This is a genomic window from Blastococcus colisei (assembly GCF_006717095.1).
In the GTDB taxonomy this organism is placed as follows: domain Bacteria; phylum Actinomycetota; class Actinomycetes; order Mycobacteriales; family Geodermatophilaceae; genus Blastococcus_B; species Blastococcus_B colisei.
This window is the reverse complement of sequence record NZ_VFQE01000001.1, coordinates 3113874-3134892: the sequence shown is the minus strand read 5'-3', so window position 1 is coordinate 3134892 and position 21019 is coordinate 3113874. Positions and strand designations below refer to the sequence as shown.

17 protein-coding genes are annotated in these 21019 nt (G+C 71.4%); 15 read left to right on the top strand and 2 right to left on the bottom strand.

Features of this window, described 5'->3' with window-relative positions; all coding sequences use genetic code 11:
- Positions 1-21: 21 nt before the first annotated feature.
- The 4 genes from FHU33_RS25460 (at position 22) to FHU33_RS14835 (ending at position 4478) form a co-directional block, all read left to right on the top strand.
- The gene (locus tag FHU33_RS25460) at positions 22-594 is read left to right on the top strand and encodes a hypothetical protein (protein WP_211355139.1); all 573 of its coding nucleotides are present in this window, start codon (positions 22-24) and stop codon (positions 592-594) included.
- Entirely contained in the window at positions 509-1135 is a 627-nt protein-coding gene (locus FHU33_RS26480) for an SEC-C metal-binding domain-containing protein (protein ID WP_211355138.1), read from the top strand. The genes FHU33_RS25460 and FHU33_RS26480 overlap by 86 nt, the downstream gene beginning before the upstream one ends.
- 902 nt (positions 1136-2037) lie before the next feature.
- Positions 2038-3402, top strand: coding sequence for a flagellar filament capping protein FliD (gene fliD / locus FHU33_RS14840; protein WP_142026029.1), 1365 nt, complete (start codon positions 2038-2040; stop codon positions 3400-3402).
- Positions 3403-4004: 602 nt separating this feature from the next.
- Positions 4005-4478, top strand: a complete 474-nt coding sequence (locus FHU33_RS14835) for a hypothetical protein (protein WP_142026028.1) — start codon at positions 4005-4007, stop codon at positions 4476-4478.
- A gap of 145 nt (positions 4479-4623) precedes the next feature.
- On the opposite strand, the gene FHU33_RS14830 is transcribed toward FHU33_RS14835, so the two are convergent.
- Entirely contained in the window at positions 4624-5154 is a 531-nt protein-coding gene (locus FHU33_RS14830; protein ID WP_142026027.1) for a hypothetical protein, read from the bottom strand.
- A gap of 412 nt (positions 5155-5566) precedes the next feature.
- Here FHU33_RS14830 and FHU33_RS14825 point away from each other — a divergent pair, with 412 nt between their 5' ends.
- From FHU33_RS14825 to FHU33_RS14810, 4 genes are all read left to right on the top strand, one after another.
- On the top strand, positions 5567-5770 hold the full coding sequence (locus tag FHU33_RS14825; RefSeq protein ID WP_142026026.1) for a helix-turn-helix transcriptional regulator: 204 nt from the start codon (positions 5567-5569) through the stop codon (positions 5768-5770).
- Between the two features lie 304 nt (positions 5771-6074).
- Complete coding sequence (locus FHU33_RS14820; RefSeq protein ID WP_142026025.1) at positions 6075-6731, top strand: hypothetical protein; 657 nt, start codon at positions 6075-6077, stop codon at positions 6729-6731.
- On the top strand, positions 6724-7413 hold the full coding sequence (locus FHU33_RS14815) for a LuxR family transcriptional regulator (protein ID WP_142026024.1): 690 nt from the start codon (positions 6724-6726) through the stop codon (positions 7411-7413). Before FHU33_RS14820 ends, FHU33_RS14815 begins: the two co-directional genes overlap by 8 nt.
- Positions 7414-7618: 205 nt before the next feature.
- Positions 7619-8785: a low temperature requirement protein A gene (locus FHU33_RS14810; RefSeq protein WP_142026023.1), complete on the top strand. Its 1167-nt coding sequence runs from the start codon at positions 7619-7621 to the stop codon at positions 8783-8785.
- A gap of 31 nt (positions 8786-8816) precedes the next feature.
- Here FHU33_RS14810 and FHU33_RS14805 read toward each other — a convergent pair whose 3' ends face one another.
- A complete protein-coding gene (locus tag FHU33_RS14805; RefSeq protein WP_170182462.1) occupies positions 8817-9707 on the bottom strand; it encodes a LysR family transcriptional regulator in 891 nt (296 codons plus the stop codon).
- Between the two features lie 174 nt (positions 9708-9881).
- Here FHU33_RS14805 and FHU33_RS14800 point away from each other — a divergent pair, with 174 nt between their 5' ends.
- The 7 genes from FHU33_RS14800 (at position 9882) to mobF (ending at position 20913) form a co-directional block, all read left to right on the top strand.
- On the top strand, positions 9882-11036 hold the full coding sequence (locus tag FHU33_RS14800) for a glutathione-independent formaldehyde dehydrogenase (protein WP_142026021.1): 1155 nt from the start codon (positions 9882-9884) through the stop codon (positions 11034-11036).
- Between the two features lies 1 nt (position 11037).
- Positions 11038-11613 (top strand): type 1 glutamine amidotransferase domain-containing protein, encoded by a 576-nt coding sequence (locus FHU33_RS14795; RefSeq protein ID WP_142026020.1) that lies wholly within the window; start codon positions 11038-11040, stop codon positions 11611-11613.
- Positions 11610-11939 carry an MDR/zinc-dependent alcohol dehydrogenase-like family protein gene (locus FHU33_RS14790; protein ID WP_246063653.1) on the top strand — a complete coding sequence of 110 codons (330 nt, stop codon included), beginning with the start codon at positions 11610-11612 and terminating at the stop codon, positions 11937-11939. Before FHU33_RS14795 ends, FHU33_RS14790 begins: the two co-directional genes overlap by 4 nt.
- Positions 11940-12314: 375 nt before the next feature.
- Positions 12315-13163 carry an aldo/keto reductase gene (locus tag FHU33_RS14785; RefSeq protein WP_170182461.1) on the top strand — a complete coding sequence of 283 codons (849 nt, stop codon included), beginning with the start codon at positions 12315-12317 and terminating at the stop codon, positions 13161-13163.
- A gap of 102 nt (positions 13164-13265) precedes the next feature.
- A complete protein-coding gene (locus tag FHU33_RS14780) occupies positions 13266-13574 on the top strand; it encodes a putative quinol monooxygenase (protein ID WP_142026019.1) in 309 nt (102 codons plus the stop codon).
- Between the two features lie 597 nt (positions 13575-14171).
- The gene (locus FHU33_RS14775) at positions 14172-16727 is read left to right on the top strand and encodes an excinuclease ABC subunit UvrA (RefSeq protein ID WP_142026018.1); all 2556 of its coding nucleotides are present in this window, start codon (positions 14172-14174) and stop codon (positions 16725-16727) included.
- A 499-nt stretch (positions 16728-17226) separates the two neighbouring features.
- Positions 17227-20913 carry a MobF family relaxase gene (gene mobF / locus FHU33_RS14770; RefSeq protein ID WP_246063652.1) on the top strand — a complete coding sequence of 1229 codons (3687 nt, stop codon included), beginning with the start codon at positions 17227-17229 and terminating at the stop codon, positions 20911-20913.
- The last annotated feature ends 106 nt before the right edge of the window (positions 20914-21019 follow it).

The following is a 21019-nucleotide window of genomic DNA, read 5'->3' as shown; positions in this document are numbered from 1 at the left end:
CTCCGCTGAGGAGGTGAGTCGGTGACCGATCCGTACGGGCGCCCGGGCGGAACGGGACGGCCGCCGGGTGGGATGCCGACATGGGTGGCTGTCGGTCTGCCGGTGGCCGTGGCGCTTCTCGTGGTCCTGACCGGTGCCGTGTTCCTCGTCCTCGACGGCCGTGACCGCCCCGATACGCAGGTCGGCGGCTCAGCGGCGTCCGGTAGCCGGGTGCCGTCGTCCGAGCTGGAAGGGCACTGGACCGGTGAGGGGCAGCTGACGCTGTGCGCCGGGTTCGACGCGGAGGGCTGCTCCGGACGGCAGATCACCCTCACCATCGACTGCCCTGGGGGACGCTGCGCCGTGACGCCGTTCGACCGCTTCTACGGCAGCCCGCCGCTGCGGTTCGAGGAGGGCGTCTACCGGGCCTCGGGGCCCGTGCCGGCAGACGTCGCGCCCATCTGCGGCGGGGCGCCCACCAGCAGTGCGCTGTGGCGGCTGGAGCTGGTCGTCCGGGACGGACGCCTGGGTGGCAGCTACCAGGAGTCCACGATTCAGGGCTTCGACTGCGGCGCTACCGCGGTCGCCTGGAGAGCTCTCTTCGAGCGCACCTGATGCGAACGGACGGCGGCCCCCGACCTCACGCGGCCTGGTACGAGTCCGATCGCGGGGACGTGCCGCTGCCGCGGCTCGGTGGCACTGGCTGCGACTCACCGCCGGGGACAGCGTTGACCTGGCCACGGTCGAGCGCTTCGAGGCACCGGCCGACGACAGTCCGACTCTGGGTCGCAACCAGCCCCTGTGGTGCGGCTCGGGACGCAAGTACAAGCACTGCTACCTCGGTCACCCCGCGGAGCTGCCGCCGCTGCCCGAGCGCGTGGCGTGGCTGCGCCGCAAGGCGCTCGCCTGCCTCGAGCGCCGCGGCGGAGCGGTCGAGTCGGTCGAATTCCAGAACGCCCTACTGCGCGCCCGTCGGCGACTACGCCGACGAGGCCGCGATCCTGCTTCTGATCGGCTTCGGCCACTGGCTGCCGCAGCTGCTATCCGCTGGGCTGATCACCCTCATGCAGGGTCTGGAGGGGCCGTGGGCGCGGATCGACTGGCCCTGACTGGACGCCGAGCTGTGCGCCGAAAGGCCCCTTGGCAGCAGCGGTGAACTGCGGTGCTGCACGCCGCCGCAAGCATTGCCGAGTCGCCCCTGTCGACCTCGGCGACCTCGCCGGAGGCCTCGACCGCGGTGCGCTCGTTCTCGTGCTCGCCGCGATCGCGCATGCTGCCGAAAGCCACGAACACGGGCTCGTCACCGCGACACGGACGGAATCCCTCACCCCGGAGACCGGCTGCTCCTGCTGGTCGCCTGGTCCTGTTCACGAGTGAGGCAACCGTCGGTCGACGCGCCGTTCCGTTCCAGCAGATCACGCGAACTGAAGTGGCCTGCCGGGGTCACTGAAGAAGCCGCTTCCGGGCCACGTTCCCGCAGGGACAACGCGGTCAGGGCGACCGGACCGCCGGAACCCGCTACGCCTGCTCTGGCGGCGACGGCGAGCTGGGTCGATCCGAACTCACTCTCCCCCGGTGGGGTGGAATGGCGCGTCCGGCGTAGCCCAAAGGGCGGTTTGGTCGATGTAGAGGCTGAAAGGTCCTGGACTTCAGGGTCTCCACCGACAAGCACCTGCAGCACCACGCCGAACTCGGCCAGGTTGCCGGTCTTGCCCGCTCGATCGGGTCGTCCTGAGGGGGAACGGCGACACCACGAACATGATCGCGTTGATCAACCATCGGTTGCGGAAGGTAACAAGACCCCCGGTCACTTCCCGTCCGACGAGGCGTCCCTGAAACTGCTTCACCTCGGCCTGCACAACATCTCGACGAAGAGGAGCGAATTCGACACTGGTCACCCATGCTCGAAGGTGGGGCTGAACGCGCTCGTCGTTCTATCCCGAGGGCGACTCTTCCCTGTTGTGACGGCAATTTCATTCATTACCCGTGGCTTGCGCGAGAGACGTGACAGGCCCACATCCAACCGGATCACGAACTGCGAACGCAGGAGGTAGAAACATGACGATGAGCATCGGCGGCCTGATCTCCGGGCTCGATACGAATTCTCTGATCACCCAGCTTCTCCGGGCCGAGGCCATCCCGCAGACGGCGTTGAAGACCCGGCTGTCGATCGCCAAGGCCACGGCCGAGGCGTACCGGTCGGTCAACACCCGGTTCGACGCCCTGCGCACCGCCGCGGAGAGCATGCTCGAGCCGGAGACCTGGACGGCGGTGAAGGCCACCAGCAGCGCGACCAGCGTCGCCGCGACCGCCACTGCGGGCGCGCCCACCGGGTCGCTGACCTTCGACGTGAAGACCACTGCCGCCGCCCACTCGGTGGTGAGCGGCATCAACTGGACGGCAACGACCGACCCTTACGGGATGACCTCGCCGATCGAGGTACGGGCCGCCGACGGCACCGTGAAGGGCACGATCACCGTCGGGGGGGACGGCACCCTCGCCGACGCGGTGAAGGCCATCAACGACAGCGAGTTCGGGCTCAGCGCCACCGCGGTCAAGGTCGACGACGGGCAGTACCGGCTGCAGGTGACCGCCGCGGCCTCCGGCGCAGCGGCCTCCTTCGACCTCGGCGAGGCCGGCACCTTCGCCGTTGCCACCCAGGGGGTCGACGCCAGGCTCACCGTGGGCAGCGACACTGGCGCCTACGACGTGACCTCCTCGACGAACACCTTCGCCGACCTGATGAGTGGCGTGACGATCACCGTCAGCAAGCCCGAGGCCGCCGTCACCGTGGAGGTCGCTGCCGATCCCACGGCCGTCGCGACAAAGATGCAGGCGCTGGTGGATGCTGCCAACTACGCGTTGAGCGGGATCGAGGCCAACACCGATCCCGACGGCGGGGCCGCGTCGACCCTCAAGGGCGACAGCGCCCTGCGCACGCTGACCGGTCGGGTGCTCGAGGCGGTGTCCTTCGCTGTCGGCGGTGACGGCTCGGCCGCGACGATCGGGCTCCAGCTCAACAGGGACGGCACGATCGCCTTCGACGCGACGAAGTTCAGCGCCGCGCTGGCCGACGACCCGGCGCTGGCGCAACGGCTCGGTGCCGGCGGGCCCGCCGGCCCGGGCCCGGACGGCATCAGCGGCAACGCCGACGACGTCGTCCCGGGCGTGGCCCAGCGGCTGCTCGACGTCGCCAAGGCCGCATCAGACACGACCATCGGCACGCTCGCCCTGCTGGCCGAGGGTCGCGACGACCTGGCCGGCGACCTCCAGGACAAGATCGAGGCCTGGGACGTCCGGCTGGTCAGGCGCAAGGTGGCCCTCACCCGCCAGTTCAGCGCCATGGAGACGGCGCTCAGCGGCCTGCAGAACCAGTCCTCGTGGCTGGCCGGCCAGATCAATTCGCTGCCGTCCTGGTCCTGACCGTCGTCCGCAACGCCCCGCGCGCCTCGTCGGGGCGGTCGTCCAGCAGTGCTCCCCGTGTCGGCGGAAGGAGATCACCGCCGGGTTGATGCGGCCCAGCTGCGACTGGCCGACGACGCTCGACACCTGCGGGGAACATGTGGCCGGACAGTGACGAGTCCGCACGGGCCGCCGTCGGTGCTGTGCTGGCGGCCCGTGCGGACTCGTCGGGGACTGCTGGCGCCTCTCAGGGATAGACCCCAGGTCAACGCCGGGTAGGACTCAGATGTCGTAGTACATCGCGAACTCTCCCCGCGTGACTGGTGGTCGATGGTCTTCGATGGAACACGGCTCTGACCTGCGCTTATGATGTTGGAAGGGATTGGTCCATCGGGGGCTCGATTGGAAATCGTGCGGACTGTGTGCGGACTGGCGACGGCCTCCGCGTGGCCCTCGACGCCAAGCGCGCCCGTGCTCGATCGCCCTGGTGGACGGCCAGCCGATCCGCCCAGCGGTGAGCGACGCAGGCGTCCCGAGCCGGACCAGGTCGACGCCGAGCCGATCCTGGCGGTGCTCGAACGCCACGGCGTCGCGTACGTGTTCACCTGTGAACGCCCGCCCGGATGCACTGGTCGACGCGGCTCACCCGTGACGTCGACGTCACCCGGGCGACGACCCGCGACAACTTGGACCGGCTGGCCGCTGCGCTGCGGGAGTTCGACGCGCGCATCCGCACCGATGCGGTCCCCGAAGGACCGCCCTTCGATGCCTCGGGGGAGCCCCCGGTCGGGCACCGGACGCTCAACCTGCAGGAGGACAGGAAAAGCCGATCCGATGCGGTGCTGCACGGGAGAAGCGTGCTCGCCAATCTCCGGTTTTCCTCCCGTACCGGCGGTGCCGCCCCGCAGCCGGCCGAGGATGCCGGCTGCAACGGCTCGCCGGAAGGGCGCTGCGCGTCCCTTCGGGATGGGCCTGCGGCCCACCCTTCCCCCGATCCGCCGCAGCCAGGAGAGGCCGGTTGCGCGGGAGCGGCCAGGAATGTGGGCGAACACCCTCAGCGCCTCATCGCCATCGGGTCACCGGGGAGTCGTGGTTGAGGCGGGGGGCGGCGCCGATCAGGGGCTCCGTCGGCCGCTTGGCGACCGAGCCGGTCACCCCTACACTGGAGTCGCCTGCTGCGCTGAGCTTCAGGAAGTGGGCCCGGCTCCTCTCCGGACGGTGAGCAGCCGGGCTCCGCGGTTTCTACCGGCCGGTCACGTCCTGGGCACTGGTGATCGTCGCGATGCGCTGTCGCCACGCGCCTCCGGCCGAGTGACTCCAGGCCAGTGCATCGGCGACCCATAGCAGCGGGTCGCCGCTCGGCGGCAGGTGGACATACTGCAGCACCGGGTCGCCCAGGCGATGCAGCTCCTCGACCAGGACCTGCCGGTCACGCTGGTCTCGCCCCTGCCGGGACTCGATGACCAGTCGGTGCACGCCACGGTCGACCAGTGCAGCGACCATCCGGCGGAAGCTCTCGGCGCGTAGATCGTGATCGCGGCCCTTGCCGGAGAACGCCAACGCCGAGATCTGTCCGCTCCCGATCAACGCGTCGAGGATCTGCCGGCGGCGGCTGTCGCGTTCGGTGACGAAGTGCCACCGCCGCTGCCCGGGCAGACAGAATGAACGGACGAGGCGGCGCAGTTCATCGACGTCCCCATCCAGAACAACCGCGATGCAGACGTGGTACCGCGATCCGCGGGCGGACTCGTCGACGAAGGCCTGGGCGCTCAACTCGCCTCCGAGAGGTCCGTGCGGACTCGTCTTTCGTCCCGGTGCCGCGGGTGTGACGCCACCGGCGCGGTCATCTGTCGCACGAGCAGCATCCTGAACGACTCCCTCATGAGGTGCGGTCTCGGGCTGGGCGCCGCCGCCTGCGCGGCGAAGTTCGCCGCGCTGCACGAGCGGATCGGCGAGCAGGCCGAGGCGCTGACCGCGGTCCCGGCGTGACGGGCGACGGTCAATGGCCTCCCGCAGGACGCCGTTGCTCGGAGACACAGAAGCAAGACGGCAGGAGGAACCGGAGGAGGACCGGAGCTTCACGGGAGAAGTTCTGGAGAAGTTGGCTGTGAGCTGTCACCAAGAGCCGTGAAACGGCGCCTTCTACGAGTGAACCCGTGACCGCCTGCCCAGCCTGGAGTCAGCCATGCCCGACCCCACCGTCGACCACGCCGTCGACAAGCAGCCCGACCTGCTCGCGATCAGCGAGGCAGCCGCACTGCTGCGCGCTCCCGTCGCCACGTTGCGGTACTGGCGTCACCTCGGTACCGGACCGCGCAGCTTCCGCCTCGGCCGCCGCGTTCTCTACCGGCGCCAGGATCTTTACGCCTGGGTCGACGCTCGCCGCTGAACCGGTCGCCGCCCGTCCGTAGTCATGTGCTGGGGGGCGTCGGCGCTCTTCCTCCGTCGTCCTTCAGTCCTACGCGCCGGCCAAGCCGGCTACGCGCGACCGGAGCGGACCGGGAGGCTACGCAGCCCTCGGTGCCCCCGACGGGAACAGCCGCAGCGGAGCGCTGTCCACAGCCCTCGTCGCCGTCCCCAGATTCAGGCACGCGGCGTCTCGGCTGGGCAAGGTCGACCGACGCTGATCGAGACGGGACCGACATCACCAGCTTGCGGTGACGACGCAGCACGAGGCAGCACGAGGAGGGCCGATGGGACGGATGGGCCCGGTTGTGGGTGACCAGGCGCACGAGGGCTGGGTGGTGCCGGTCTTCGCCGACGGCGCGCAAGGCGCTGGGAGCACCAGCGCCCGCGGAGTGTTGGTGGCCCGCCGACGCGACGACGGGCCGCGGAACGGCGACCGGGTGCGGCTGACTTACCGCGACGGCTGCACTGTCGAGGGCGCCTGGCAGGACGGCGCGGTCATCGGCGGCGACGGGATCGTGCATCACACCGGCGGTCAGGTCCGTCGGGAGGTCATCGACGAAGCGGAGGAGTGGCGTCCGGCCGCGGAGGTGGTCGGCTGGGTCGCCGGCTGCACCTGCGGCTGGCGCGGCACCCACTGGACCCGGGTGCCCGCACCGGAGCTGGCCGACCCGGCATCGCGGCGGCTAGCAGTCACCGGCCCGTGGGTCGATCTGGCGGCCGACGACGAGAAGCGGGTCATGCTGGAGTGGCGCCGCCACATCGAGCCCTGGCAGACCCTTGAAGACGTCGAGCAGGCCGCGGTCCGGCAGGCCGCCGCTGCCTGCGCCCTAGACGACGCGGTGTACGCCGCGCGGGCGGCCGGGGCCTCGTGGCCCGCTATCGGCCGGGCCACCGGTGTGACCTGCCGGTCCGCCCTCGAGCGGTGGTCCGCCGGTGGCTGAGCGCGCAGCCGGTCAGCCTGCACCGGCCGGGGGAGCGGCGGCGGGGCAGCGAACCGTGCTGGTCGTCGACCTCGACGGTGAGCTGCTCGTGCCGCTGCGCGCGGTGGAGGAGGTGCTGCTGTGCCTCGGTCTGTGGGAGTACGAGGAACGACAGGGTCCGGCCGCCGACGTCGAGCCGCTGCGGCTGCCGGCGCCGCTGGCCGATCGGGTCGCCCTCGACGCCGTGCAGCGCCTGCTCACCGCCCTGGCGCCGACGCAGTCCCTCGGAGCTGGGCGGGGCCGATTGTTCGCTCCGGACGGCTGCTACGAGCACGCGCCGCTGACCGCCCTGACCATGCCGGCCGCCGACATCGACCTGCTGTCGGCCACCGCGGCCGCCCTCGGCCATCCCGCCCTCGACGCTGACATCGCCGAGGTGGTCGACGCCCACGCGGGGCAGCTCGGCGACACCTACCGCTGGGCCGGCCGCGCCGGGTTGGTCTCGCTGCTCGCCCGGCTGGCCGGCCTGCTCGACCTCGCCGCGACATACGACACCCGCCTACTCATCGCCCGGCTGCGGGCCAGGCCGCCCGGCACGGACTGCACGCTCAGTGAGGCCGAGGAAGCCGCCTACGCCCGCACGGCCGACCGAATGAATCGCATGTGGGCCCTCGGCTCCGGCATCGACCGCTACCTCTATTGAAGGATCAGGCATGGGGGCCCATCACTGCCCCCTCCTGGTGTCCCACAGGGGGATCCCTGAGTGGAACGGGCTCTCGTTCTCGTTGACCACCACGAGCTGCTCCGCTGGCGGTTCCCACTGTGGAAGGTGATCGTCGCCCGGAGGGCGCGTTATGTGGCCTGGGCTACGCAACGTCGAGGTCGGCGAGGTGGGTGTGGAGCAAAGTATGCGCGGCGATGACGGCGGCGGTGCGGCTGAGCAGGCACCGGAGGAGACGGCGGACCGGTCGGTCGGGACGCTGGAGCTGTTTTTCGACCTGGTGTTCGTCTACGCGATGTCCCAGGTGACGATCCTGATGCTGGCGGACATCTCGTGGGCGGGCTTCGGGCGGGGGCTCCTGGCGCTCGCCGCCGTGTGGTGGGCGTGGGTCTGCTACGCCTGGCTGACCAACACTTCCGACCACGCCGGGCCCGCGCACCGCCTGCTGATCTTCCTCGCGATGGCGGCGATGCTGGTCGCCGCGGTCGCGCTGCCGCAGGCCTTCGGCGCACGGGCGCTCGTGTTCGGGCTCGCATTCCTGGCGGTGCGACTGATCCACGTGGCGCTGCTGGCTCTCGACGTGCGGGGCGAGGCGAATGTGGGTGCGGCCGCGCTGCGGCTCGTCCCCACCCTTCTCGGCGGGCCGGCGCTACTGGTGGCCGCCGCGTTCGTCGACACACCGGGGCGGGAGCTGTTGTGGATCGCGGCCGTGGTGATCGACTTCTCCGGACCGGTACTGGTCGGTACCGCCGGCTGGGCTGTGGCGCCGGCCTACTTCGTGGAGCGGCACGGGCTCATCGTCATCATCGCGCTGGGTGAGGCGATCGTCGAGGTGGGCGCCGGCGCCGAAGACTCGCTGGGGCGGCCGAGCGTGGTGACAGCCGTCCTCCTCGCCGTGCTGATCGCGGCCGGCCTGTGGTGGTCCTACTTCGGTTATCTCCGCGGCGGGGCCGAACGGCGGTTGCGCGCCACCGGGAACCGGGAGAGGGCCCGGCTGGCGCGCGATTCCTACAGCTACCTGCACCTGCCGCTGGTAGCCGGGGTGGTGTTCTTCGCGCTCGGGGTCCACGAAGCCGTCGCGGGTGCGGCCGAGCCGCTCGCGCTGTTGTCCGCCGTCGCCCTGGCCGGTGGCGTCGCGCTGTTCTTCGTCGGTGACGTGGCCTACCGGTGGCGCGATCACCATCAGCTGGCCGCCGGTCGCCTCCTTGCGGCGGTGGGGGCTGCCGCGTTGATCCCGGTCGCTGTGGTCGTGCCGGCGTTGGCGGCGCTCGCCGGACTGACCGTCGTGTGCGTGCTCCTGATCGGTTGGGAGCTCTGGCGACGCCCCGCGATCGGGCCGGTCGACTGCTCCTGACCATTCAGCGCCTTCTACGTCCCCGTTCGTCCTACCCTCCGGCGCCGGCCAGCATGGCGATGACGCGCTCCAGCCCGGGGTGCGGCGGCTCGCGCCAGACGAGTTCGACGGGGATCAGCAGGGGCGGGTCGAGGGGACGGATCACGGTTCCGGCGACCGCCAGGTGCTCGGCCATCGCCGGGGCGACGGGAGCCACCCCGTGGCCGGTGGCGACCGACCGCAGCATGGCTTCGGGGGCGTTGATGAGGTCGGGCTGGGTGAGCACCTGGCCGGGTCGGGACATCCCGGCGGGGAGCAGGTGACCGAGGATGTGCTCCCAGATGCTGAGGAAGAGGTCGCGGGGGAACAGCACGATTGCCTCGGTGGCGAGCTCGGCGACCCGGATCGCCGGCGAGGCGGCGAGTCGGTGCCCGGCCGGCAGCGCCAGGTGCACGGACACCTGGCGGAGGACCGTCCCGGACAGGTCCTGCTCTTGGGCGGAGCGGACCCAGACGACCGCGGCGTCGGCGCTCTCCTCGCGGACCGCGCGGATCGCCTCCTTGCCGGTAGCCGTCGCGGTGATGACCTCTAGCTGGGAGGCCGGTCCGGACAGCTGGTGCAGCGCCCCGTCCAGGACGTACTCGACGGCGGAGACGACGCGGAGTTCCAGGTGCCGGTGCCGCCCGTCGGCGCAGCGGACCTCAGCGCGGGCACGGTCGGCTCGCTCCAGCAGGATGCGGGTGTGCTCGAGGAGCACCTCCCCGGCCGGCGTGAGCGTCACGCTGCGCGGGCTGCGCTCGAAGAGGGTGACGTGCAGATCCCGCTCGAGTGCCTGGATCTGCTGGGACAGCGACGGCGCAGCGATGTGCAGCCTGCGGGCGGCGCGCCCGAAGTGCCGTTCCTCGGCTACGGCAACGAAGTATCTGAGCTGGCGGAGCTCCACGACCAGGCACGTTAGCCCCTGGCTGATGGGCCGGAGGAAACGCGTCCTGCCAGTGGGCCATGACCACCGCACGACTGGGCAGGAGGGCCGTAGCCGAGATCAGGACCAGTCCGAACAGCCGGCGGACCCCGTTGGGTCGCAGGCTCCCCAGCACGCCCCAACAGGAGGCTTCCCATGAAGGCAGTCGTGTACAACGGACCGCGCGACGTCAGCGTCACCGACGTCCCGGACGCGAAGATCGAACGGCCCACCGACGTCCTCGTGCGGGTCACCGCCACCAACATCTGCGGCTCGGACCTGCACATGTACGAGGGCCGGACCGACTTCGAGACCGGCCGCTGGTTCGGCCACGAGAACCTCGGTGAAGTCATCGAGGTCGGCGACGGCGTCGACAAGGTCAAGGTCGGCGAGCGGGTGGTCCTGCCGTTCAACATCTCCTGCGGGTTCTGCAAGAACTGCGAGCGCGGCCTGACCAACTACTGCCTGACCACCCAGCCGGACCCGGCAGCGGCTGGCGCGGCCTATGGCTTCGCTGCAATGGGTCCGTGGGCAGGAGGGCAGGCCGAGATGCTGCGGGTGCCCTACGGCGACCACAACTGCCTCCGCCTGGGCGAAGACGCCCAGGAGAAGGAGAACGACTACGTGATGCTGGCCGACATCTTCCCCACCGGCTACCACGCCACCGAGATGGCCGGGGTCATCCCCGGCGACTCGGTGGTGATCTACGGCGCTGGCCCGGTGGGCCTGATGGCCGCGCTGTCGGCCACGATCAAGGGCGCAGCCAAGGTGATGGTCGTCGACCGGCACCCCGACCGGTTGCGACTGGCCGAACAGATCGGCGCCATCCCGGTGGACGACTCCAAGACCGACCCGGTGCAGTTCGTGCTCGACCAGACCATGGGCCTGGGCGCCGACCGCGGATGTGAGTGCGTGGGCTACCAGGCCCATGACCCGCAGGGCACCGAGGACCCGGCCATGACGCTGAACCGGCTGATCCAGTCGGTGCGTTTCACCGGCGGCATCGGCGTGGTCGGGGTCTTCCTGCCGGCCGATCCCGGCGGCCCCGACGAGGACGCCAAGCAAGGGAAGGTCGCCATCGACTACGGCCTGCACTGGCTCAAGGGCCAGACCATCGGCAGCGGACAATGCCCGGTCAAGAAGTACAACCGCCGGCTGCGCGACCTCATCGCGGCCGGCAAGGCCAAGCCCTCCTGGATCGTCTCCCACGACCTGCCTCTGAATCAGGCGGTCGAGGCGTACCAGCACTTCGACGCCCGAGACGACGGCTGGACCAAGGTCGTCCTGCACCCGGCGATGGCGGGGAGCTGACGTGGCCGGGGAGCTGAACGGACGCCGGGTCGCCATCCTCGCCGCCGACGGCGTGGAGCGGGTCGAGCTCGAGCAGCCACGGCAGGCCCTGGACGACGCCGGCGCACGCACCGACGTCGTCTCGATCACCAGCGGCGAGATCCTGGCCCGCAACAACGACCTGGAGGACGCCGGCTCCTTCGGCGTCGACCGGCTGGTCGGGGCCGCCTCGGTCGACGACTACGACGCGCTGCTGCTGCCCGGCGGGACGGTGAACCCGGACAAGCTGCGGATGGAACCCGCCGCGGTGCAGTTCGTCCGGGACTTCGTGCAGTCGGGCAAGCCGGTCGCCTCGATCTGCCACGGCCCGTGGAACTTCGTGGAGGCCGACGTCGCCCGGGGCCGGCGGCTGACCTCGTTCCCGAGCATCCGCACCGACCTGCGCAACGCCGGGGCCGAGGTGGTCGACGAGCAGGTCGTCACCGACGGCAACATCACCACGAGCCGGTCGCCCGACGACCTGCCGGCGTTCTGCGAGCGGATCGTGCAGGAGTTCGCCCGGGCGCCCCAGACCGCCGGCGCGGGCGGTGGCTCGTGACGAGCGCGCTGGGGAGCGTGGCGTCGCTGGCAGCCATCTACGCCTGCCGCAAGGGCGGGACGGTGTTCGCCCTCGGCGTGTTCGGCGGCCTGGTGGACAAGTTCCCGATGGGGGCGGTGATGAACAAGGCGCTCACGCTGCGCGGCGCCCAGCAGCACGGGCACCGCTACATCCCCGAGATCCTCGACCTGATGAGCCGGGACGAGGTCAGGACCGAGCACCTGGCGACCCACGTGATGCCCCTGGACGAAGGGCCACGCGGGTACGAGATGTTCAAGAACAAGGAGGACGGGTGCGTCCGTGCCGTCTTCCGTCCGGGGGCGTGAGGCGCGCCGACGGGCGGACCGGCCCCGGGGCCCGGCGCCGAGCCGCTCGGCGGGCCGGCGCCGGGCGGTCAGGGCCTGGTAGACGTAAGCGCCGGGCTTGGCGGCGGCCAGCCGCGTGGCGGTGTAGCGCTCGACGAGGGGACGCATCGCCGGGTCGACGTGCCAGCTGCCGACGTCCCGCATCCCGCGAAGGAAACCGGCCGCAGCGTGCCGTGACGATCGCCTACTGCCTTGCCGTCCGATCCGACGGGTGCTGCCGCCGCTCCACCATGGATCGCGCGGCACAAGCGGCCCGGGACCACAGACACGCCAACCGTCGAGGACTGCTCGAACCCTCGTTGTCTCGCTACCCGCACCCCCCGAGGAGCACCCGTCATGACCGCACCCGCCATCCGCGCGGTGTCCCTGCCCAACGGGGGCACCGTCCCGGCACTGGGCCTGGGCACCTGGTACATGGGTGAGCAGTCCGCCCGGCGGGCCACCGAGGTGGCCGCCCTGCGTACGGGCATCGAGAGCGGCCTGATCCTGATCGACACCGCCGAGATGTATGGCGACGGCGCCGCCGAAGAACTCGTCAGCGAGGCCATCGCAGGGCGGCGGGACAGTGTTTATCTGGTCAGCAAGGTGGTGCCCAGCCACGCCACGCGACGAGGGACGGTGGAGGCCTGCCAGGCCAGCCTGCGGCGGTTGGGCACCGATTACCTCGACATGTACTTGCTGCATTGGCGCGGGCGAGTGCCGCTGGCCGAGACGGTGGCGGGGTTCGAGGAACTGCAGCAGGCAGGGCTGATCGGCGGCTGGGGCGTCAGCAATCTTGACGCCCCGGACCTCGACGAGCTGGCCTCAGTGCCGGGCGGAGCGCGGGTGCAGACCGATCAGGTGCTCTACAACCTCGCCCGCCGCGGACTCGAGTACGACCTTCTCCCGAGATGCCGCGAGGCCGGCATGCCCCTGATGGCCTACTCCCCGGTCGACCACGGCCGGCTGCTCGAGCATCCCGCGGTCCGCGACATGGCTGGCGCAAAGGGAGTGACCCCGGCCCAGCTGGCCCTCGCCTGGGTGCTGCGACTCCCCGAGTTCTTCGCCGTCGTTAAAGCCTCCACCCCGGCGCGGGTGATGGAGAACCGCGCCGCGATGGAGATCAGCTTCAGCCCGGCGGAGCTGGAGCAGCTCGACCGGATGTTCCCACCGCCGTCCAGTAAGGTGCCGCTAGAGATGCTCTGATCTCCGCCACCTCCGACTGTCGGGGCGCCTCGCAAAATGTGGCCGCTCTCCCGACCCTTCCCGCATCACGACGCCAACCGAGCAAGGAGAGAGAGATCCAAGATGTCAACACAGGTCAGCAAAGCCCTTCTGGTACGCCTTGAAGCACTGCCCGGCAGGGAGGAAGACGTCCGCGCCTTCTTGAACCAGGGGTTGTCGATCGTCGAAGGGGAGCCGAAGACCGTCAGGTGGTTCGGGATCCAGTTCGGACCCTCCTCGTTCGGGATCTTCGACGCCTTTCCCGACGACGACGGGCGCCAGGCGCACCTCTCGGGTGAGGTTGCGAAAGCGCTCGGTGAGAACACGGGTGAGCTCTTTGAGGAGCCCACGATCGAGCAGCTCGATGTCGTTGCGGAGAAGCAGCCCACGTAGAACAGGTGGAGCCCACGGTGCGGCGTGGATCAGCCCAAGGTCCGCCGACCGCGGCCGCGGCCGGTGCGCGGAAGCGACGATTGAGGACGCGCTGTCGAACCGAACGGGTCCGCATTCTTCGGCGCTGATCTGCGGCATCTCCACGTGGACGGTGCCGCGGAGCCGCTACCTGCCCGGTGTCTGGTGCCCGGACAGCTCCGTCCCGAAGGCGCCAGACATACCGCTCGGCCTGCCATCAGTCTGAGACCCCCAGTCACATGCCACGGGTTCACCCGGGTCGGCGCAACGCGGGATGTTGCCCAGCAAGACGACCGCCAACCCTGCGAGAGCAAGGTCAGCAACGACGGACCCGGCTACCTGGCCACCGAGAGCACCCGTCCCGAACCCTCTAACGGCGACGCTCGCGGGATTCCGTAGTCCGGCGCCGCCGACGCCGACCGGCTGCTGCGCCAGCTGGTCCTGCCCGTCGAGGGCTGATCCGACGGGTTCCGCGAGGACGACGACGGGTACTCCGTCAGTGCGGACCGTCCAGCCCCGGCGATCCGGGACCGGGCGCCCACCGGTCCGGGCGTGATCCGGTGCAGGAAGGGACGACGCGTGGACGTCAGCCCCGGCGAGACCGACCCGGCCGTCCGCGTGCGCGGGGCCCGGACGCACAATCTGCGCAGCGTCGACGTCGACGTCCCACGGGACGCGGTGGTCGTGTTCACCGGTGTCTCGGGGTCGGGGAAGTCGTCCCTGGCGTTCGGCACGATTTACGCCGAGGCGCAGCGCCGGTACTTCGAGTCCGTCGCGCCGTACGCCCGCCGTCTCCTCCAGCAGGTGGGCGCCCCCGACGTGGACGAGATCACCGGGCTGCCGCCGGCCGTGGCGCTCCAGCAGAGCCGGGGCGCCCCCTCCAGCCGGTCAACCGTCGGCACGGTGACCACGCTGTCGAACTCGCTGCGGATGCTGTTCTCCCGGGCCGGCACGTATCCGCCGGGGACGACGCAGCGGCTGGACTCCGATGCCTTCTCGCCCAATACCGCCGCGGGCGCCTGTCCCGAGTGCCACGGCCTGGGCACCATCTACGAGGTCACCGAGGAGACCCTGGTCCCGGACCCGTCCCTGAGCATCCGCGAGGGGGCCATCGCCGCCTGGCCGGGCGCCTGGTACGGGAAGAACCTGCGCGACATCCTGGCCACCCTGGGCCACGACATCGACCGGCCGTGGCGGGACCTGCCGCAGGAGGACCGCGACTGGATCCTGTTCACCGACGAGCAGCCGGTCGTCACCGTCCATCCCGTGCGCGAGGCCGACCGCGTGCAGGGCCCGTACCAGGGGACGTACACCAGCGCCCGCTCCTACGTCCTGCGCACGCTGGCCAACTCGACCAGCGCGACGATGCGGCGGCGCGCCCTCCGGTTCGTCCGCATGGTGCCCTGCCCGGTCTGCCACGGTCGCCGGCTGCGTCCGGAGTCGCTGGCGGTCACCTTCGCCGGGCACGACATCGCCGAGCTCGCCGCCACGCCGCTCACGAAGCTGGTCGGCACGCTGCGGGCCGCTGCCGGTGTCATCGACCCGACGGCGGCGTGGGAGTCGTCGGACTCGGGCGAGGCCACCGACGTGGCCGTGACGATCACCCGTGACCTCGTGGCGCGCATCAAGGTGCTCACCGGCCTCGGGCTGGGCTACCTGAGCCTGGACCGGGCCACCCCCACCCTCTCACCGGGGGAGTTCCAGCGGCTGCGGATCGCCACGCAGCTGCGTTCGGGGCTCTTCGGGGTCGTGTATGTCCTCGACGAGCCCTCGGCGGGGCTGCACCCAGCCGACGCCGAGCCGCTGCTGGACGTCCTGGACCGGCTCAAGGCGGCCGGCAACTCGCTGTTCGTGGTGGAGCACGACATGAACGTGGCCCGGCGCGCCGACTGGATCGTCGACGTCGGCCCGCAGGCCGGCGTTCGCGGCGGCCGAGTCCTGTTCAGCGGGAAGGTCGCCGACCTCGCGGGCGTCGCCGAGTCGGTCACCCGGCGCTTCCTCTTCGACGGGGCAGGCCGGGCGCGGGCCCGGCCTCCGCGGGAACCGATCGGGTGGCTGCACCTGCACGGCGTCAACCGGCACAACCTGCGCGACCTCGACGCGCACCTGCCGCTCGGCGTCCTCACTGCGGTCACGGGCGTCTCCGGATCCGGCAAGTCGACGCTGGTCAGCCAGGTGCTCGCCGACGTCGTCTCGCGGCACCTCTGCTCGGGCGTGCCCTCCAGGGCCGTGATCGACGACCCCTCCGACGACCCCTCCGAGGTGCTCTCGTCCGACGACGGGGACGACGCGGGGGCCGAGGTCGAGACGGAGGGGTTGGAGGCCTTCGACCGGATGGTGCGGGTCGACCAAAAGCCCATCGGCCGCACCCCCCGGTCAAACGTCGCGACCTACACGGGGCTCTTCGACGCTGTCCGCCGGGTGTTCGCGGCAACCGACGAGGCCCGGGCGCGGGGCTATGCGGCGGGGCGCTTCTCGTTCAACGTGGCCGACGGTCGGTGCCCGACCTGTCAGGGGGAGGGCTTCGTCACCGTCGAGCTGCTCTTCCTGCCCGATACGTACGCCCCCTGCCCCACCTGCCGTGGCGCCCGCTACAACCCGGAGACGCTCGAGGTCACCTACCGCGGCAAGAACATCGCCGAGGTGCTCGATCTCACCGTGGACGACGCCGCCGAGTTCCTCGCCGATTTGTCGGCCGCGGCAAACAGTCTGCGCGCGCTGCGCGACGTCGGCCTGGGCTACCTGCGCCTCGGTCAGCCGGCGACCGAGCTCTCGGGTGGAGAGGCGCAGCGGGTGAAGCTCGCCAGCGAGCTGCAGCGGGCCCGCGGCGGGCACACGTTGTACATCCTCGACGAGCCGACCACCGGGTTGCACCCCGCCGACGTGGAGCTGCTCCTGCGCCAGCTCTCCGACATCGTCGACGCCGGCAACTCCGTTGTCGTCGTCGAGCACGACATGGACGTCGTCGCCGCCGCCGACTGGGTCATCGACCTCGGCCCCGGGGCCGGGGACGAGGGAGGGCAGATCGTCGCCGCGGGGACGCCGGACCAGGTCGCCGCAGCACCGACCAGCCGCACGGCCCGGTTCCTCGCCGAAGCGCTGGCGCCAACCACGACTGCACCCCCAGGAAAGTGACCACGAGCCCGACAGGACGCCGTCTGGATGCGCACCAGCACTTCTGGACCCTGAAACGGATCGGGCGCGGGGACTACGCGTGGATGCCCCGGTTCCTGCTCTACATCGTGCAGAGAACGCGTTCGTGCTCGGCGTGACCGGCTTGGTGCCGATGGACGAACCCCAACCGGGAACACCGCAGGACAGAGCAGGTGCCCCTCGTCCGCCGTCCCGTAAGACCCGCCCGGTGAACCTTCCCGCACGGGGAGGACAACCGGGACACCCCGCCTATAGCCGGGAAGAACGCGACCTGCTCTCAGTCGGCAATCGCCGTAAACGGCCAACGCCATGGCGCCCGCGACGACTCTACGCCCGCCACTCCAGCCCTTCCCGGGCAAGCTCAGGCCTTCGCCAAAGAACGGCACGAATGCTACCTTCGGTAAACGTTCGGGCCCCGCTTCGCGGGGCCTTTCGCCGTTTCTAGGGGTGACGTGTTGGCCATCGTTGGGCGACGCTGACAATGCGCGGCGGTATCAAGGTGTACGCGGGCTCGTCGGCCGCTGCCCGGCACTACGTGGAGGCTGGCCGGGGCCGGGCGGATGACTACTACCTGGCCGAGGACGCCGGGTTGGCCCGCCGCTACGCCACCGGCACCGATGGGCGAGTGCAGGAGCTGGCGCCGTTGGCCGGGGATGGCTACCAGGCCTGGGTGGCCGGGCTGGATCCCGACACTGGTGAGCCGCGTGGCTGGCTGCGCACCGACGATCGCGCGGTGCGGTTCGTCGAGGTGGTGGTCAACGGGCCGAAGTCGTGGTCGCTGGCCGCGGCGCTGCACACGGATGTCGCCGCCGCCTACGACGCGGCGCAGGACCGCGCCGCCGCTCAGATCATCGGCTGGCTCACCGAGCACGCCACCACCCGGGTCGGCCCGCGCGGCGGCCAACTACAGGTGCCGGTCGAGGTGCTGGAGGCGGTGACCGTGCGGCACTACACCTCCCGCGCCGGTGATCCGCACCGGCATCTGCACCTGCAGATCAACGCGCGGGTGTACGCCGCCGGCAAATGGCGTGGCTTGCACACCGTCGGCATCCGCGACTCTCTCGCGGCGATCAACGGGATCGGGCACGCCGCGGTCGCCTGCGACCCGCGATTTCGCGCCGCGCTCGCCGCGCACGGATACACGTTGGATAGCGACGGTGAAATACGGCAAATGTCGGACGTCGTCGGGCCGTTCAGCGCCCGCGCGACACAGATCGCTCGGAATGTGGACCGCTACGAATCCGAATGGATCGCGGCGCACCCCGGCGAAACGCCGGGACCGGCGCTGCGCCGCGCCTGGGACGCCCGCGCCTGGGCCGACGGCCGCCCCGACAAGGTCACCCCTCAGCCCGGGGAGGACCTCACCGCCCGGTGGATGGGCGAGCTGGCCGCCCTCGGGTATCGCGACCGCGACCGGCCGGTGGACCTGGCACCCACGCCGGTCGGGGCGCTGGACCGCGACGGGGCGGTCGGCCGGGTGCTGGCAAAGCTGGCCGCCGGCCGCTCGGCGTGGAACGCCGCCGATGTCCGGGGCGAGGTCGAGCAGCTGATCACTGCTGCCGGGGTAGTGGCAGAGCCGGCGGTGCGCATCGAGCTGGCCGAGGACCTCACCGCCCGCGCTCTGGTCCGGTGCGTTCCACTGCTGGACCGCGACGGCGTGCCCGAGCACATCCGGGCGTTGACATGCCAGCAGGTACTCGATGTCGAGGCCGAGCTGACCATCCGGCTGGCCGACCGCGCCGCCGGGCTTGAGGCCGATCTGACCGACGCCGACCTGTCACGGCATCTGGACGAGCCGCCCGGTAGGGAGCCGACCTCACCTTCCGAGTCGTTGGCCCACTTGCATCAGCTGGATGCCGGACAGGCCGCTGCGGTCGCGGCGCTGGCCGGCGACCGGCAGCTGGTGGTGGTCGAGGGCGCTGCCGGCGCCGGCAAAACCACCACCCTGACCACCACCGCCACCCTCCTCGATGAGCAAGGGCAACGGCTGATGGTGGTGACCCCGACACTCAAGGCCGCCCAGGTCGTGCAGCAGGAGGTCGGCGCCGCCGGGGGGTCGGTGGCGTGGCTGGTACACCAGCACGGGTGGCGCTGGACGGACGACGGCACTTGGACCCGCCTCGCGATCGGCCAGGCCGACGCGGCCACCGGCGCTGTCTACACCGGACCAGAGGAGGCCGCGCGCCTGCGGGCTGGGGATCTGCTGGTGGTGGATGAGGCGGGGATGCTCGACCAGGACACCGCACGCGCCCTGCTGACCGTGGCCGACGAGTGCCGGGTGCGGGTGGCGTTGTTGGGTGACCGCCGGCAGCTGGCCGCGGTCGGCCGCGGCGGCGTCCTGGACCTGGCCGTTCGTGCCGCCGACCCAGCCGCGGCGCTGACCCTGGACCGCGTGCACCGCTTCATCCGCACCGACAGCGCCGGCCACACCGTGCCGGACACCGCCTACGCCGAGCTGACGTTGGCCATGCGCGCCGGTTCCGACCCCGGGACGGTGTTCGACGCACTCGTAGCCGGCAGCCACATCCGGCTGCATCCCGACGCGGCGACGCTGCAGGAGGCGCTGGCCACGACCGCCGCCCGCTCCTGCACGCAGGGCGAACCGGTGGCGGTGGTGGTGGACACCCGCGAGCAGGCCGCCGCCCTCAACGCCGCCGTACGCGAGCGGCTGGTCGCCGACCGCCGGGTCGATGACACCCGAGCCGTCGTCACCGCGGCTGGGCAGCGGATCAGCGTCGGGGACCGGGTCGCCACCCGCCGCAACGACCGGACCATGGGTGTGGCCAACCGCGACACCTGGACCGTCACCGCCGTCGACGGCGGCGGGCTCGTTGTCACCCCCGCCGCTCCCGACCGTGGAAACGTTCCCCCAGCCGGTGTCACCCCGACCGGGTCGCGGCAGCGGACGCTGCCCGCCGACTACGTCGCCGAGCACGTGGAGCTGGCCTACGCCAGCACCGCGCACGGCGCTCAGGGCGACACCGTTCCCGCCGCACATCTGGTGGTCGGCGAGTCCACCGGCGCCGCGACCGCCTACGTGGGGATGACCCGCGGCCGGCAGGCAAACACCGCCCACCTCGTGGCCACCAACGCCGACGAGGCGCGGGAGCAGTGGATCGCGGTGTTCGCCCGCGACCGGGCCGACCTCGGCCCCGCGCACGCCGCGGAGCAGGCCGCCGCCGAGGCCGCCTCCTACGCCAGCCCCCGTCCACTGGAGCAGGTGCTGGCCGAGCTGCACCAGGCGTGGTCGGTCGAGCAGCGCTGCGCCGACCAACTGGCCTTGCTCGAGCTGTGGCGCGACACCCTGCGCCAAGTCGTCGTACAAGAGGCCGGTCACGCCGGCGAGCTCACCCGACTCGACGCCCAGTGTCGGCAGACGGCGCTTGTCGCCGAGCGGGCGAAGCAGACGGCCCAGGCCAGTACGAGGGCGGCCGCCGCCGAGGCCGACCGCATCCGCGACAGCCTGCTCACCGCCTGGGACGGCGCCCGCCCGAGCGCGCGCGTCGCGGCCCGGGTCGTGCTCGACGGGCCCGGCCGGCTGCACCTGCGCCGGGCCGCCGTCGCCCGCGCCAGCCAGCACCTGAACGGCTGGGCCGACCGGTGGCGCGCACTTCGGCCGGACCTGCCTACCGACCCGACCCAGCTCGCCCAGGAGGCCGACGGATACGACGACCGCGCCGCGCTGTGGCAGGCGTTCGACACCGCCGCCCGCCGCACCGCCGAGTACCGCCATCCGGAGCAGGCGCAGCTGCATGCGGTTGCCGATACCGCTCGGCAAACCGCCGAAGAGGCGCGGCGTGCCCTGGCCGACGCCCGTCACCGGCGCGACGAGCGGCTGACCCCCCTGGGTCCGCTCGCCTTCGCCTCGCACCCCGTAGCGCTGCTGACCGACCTTGAGCGCGAAGTCGTCGACAGGTCCCAGCTGCTGACCGACGCACGCACCTACAGCACCGCGCTGACCGCCGAACCGGCCGTGCGCGCCCTGCCGCCCGAACAGCTCACCCGCGAGCACGACACCTGGCGCGCCGGCTACGACGCCGAGCACGCTGCCGCACGGGCGGCCGTGAGCCGCAACATCGTGTCGCCCGGGGCCGGGCACGTCACGAAATCCGAGGACGTGCCGTCCCTTTCTCGCCGGCGTGCACCGGGCCGGAGCGTTCCGCGATGAGCACAACTTTCGAGACACGGCGCAGACCGACCTGGCGGCACCTCGGCCCCGGACCGCAGAGTCTCGGCGTCGGCCGCCGCGTCTTCTACCGCCTCGACGATCTGCA

Excerpts from the sequence above, each read along its gene's own strand:
- fliD (WP_142026029.1), top strand. The coding sequence starts at position 2,038 with ATGACGATGAGCATCGGCGGCCTGATCTCCGGGCTCGATACGAATTCT.
- FHU33_RS14835 (WP_142026028.1), top strand. The coding sequence starts at position 4,005 with ATGCACTGGTCGACGCGGCTCACCCGTGACGTCGACGTCACCCGGGCG.
- FHU33_RS14825 (WP_142026026.1), top strand. The coding sequence starts at position 5,567 with ATGCCCGACCCCACCGTCGACCACGCCGTCGACAAGCAGCCCGACCTG.
- FHU33_RS14820 (WP_142026025.1), top strand. The coding sequence starts at position 6,075 with ATGGGACGGATGGGCCCGGTTGTGGGTGACCAGGCGCACGAGGGCTGG.
- FHU33_RS14810 (WP_142026023.1), top strand. The coding sequence starts at position 7,619 with ATGCGCGGCGATGACGGCGGCGGTGCGGCTGAGCAGGCACCGGAGGAG.
- FHU33_RS14800 (WP_142026021.1), top strand. The coding sequence starts at position 9,882 with ATGAAGGCAGTCGTGTACAACGGACCGCGCGACGTCAGCGTCACCGAC.
- FHU33_RS14785 (WP_170182461.1), top strand. The coding sequence starts at position 12,315 with ATGACCGCACCCGCCATCCGCGCGGTGTCCCTGCCCAACGGGGGCACC.
- FHU33_RS14780 (WP_142026019.1), top strand. The coding sequence starts at position 13,266 with ATGTCAACACAGGTCAGCAAAGCCCTTCTGGTACGCCTTGAAGCACTG.
- mobF (WP_246063652.1), top strand. The coding sequence starts at position 17,227 with ATGCGCGGCGGTATCAAGGTGTACGCGGGCTCGTCGGCCGCTGCCCGG.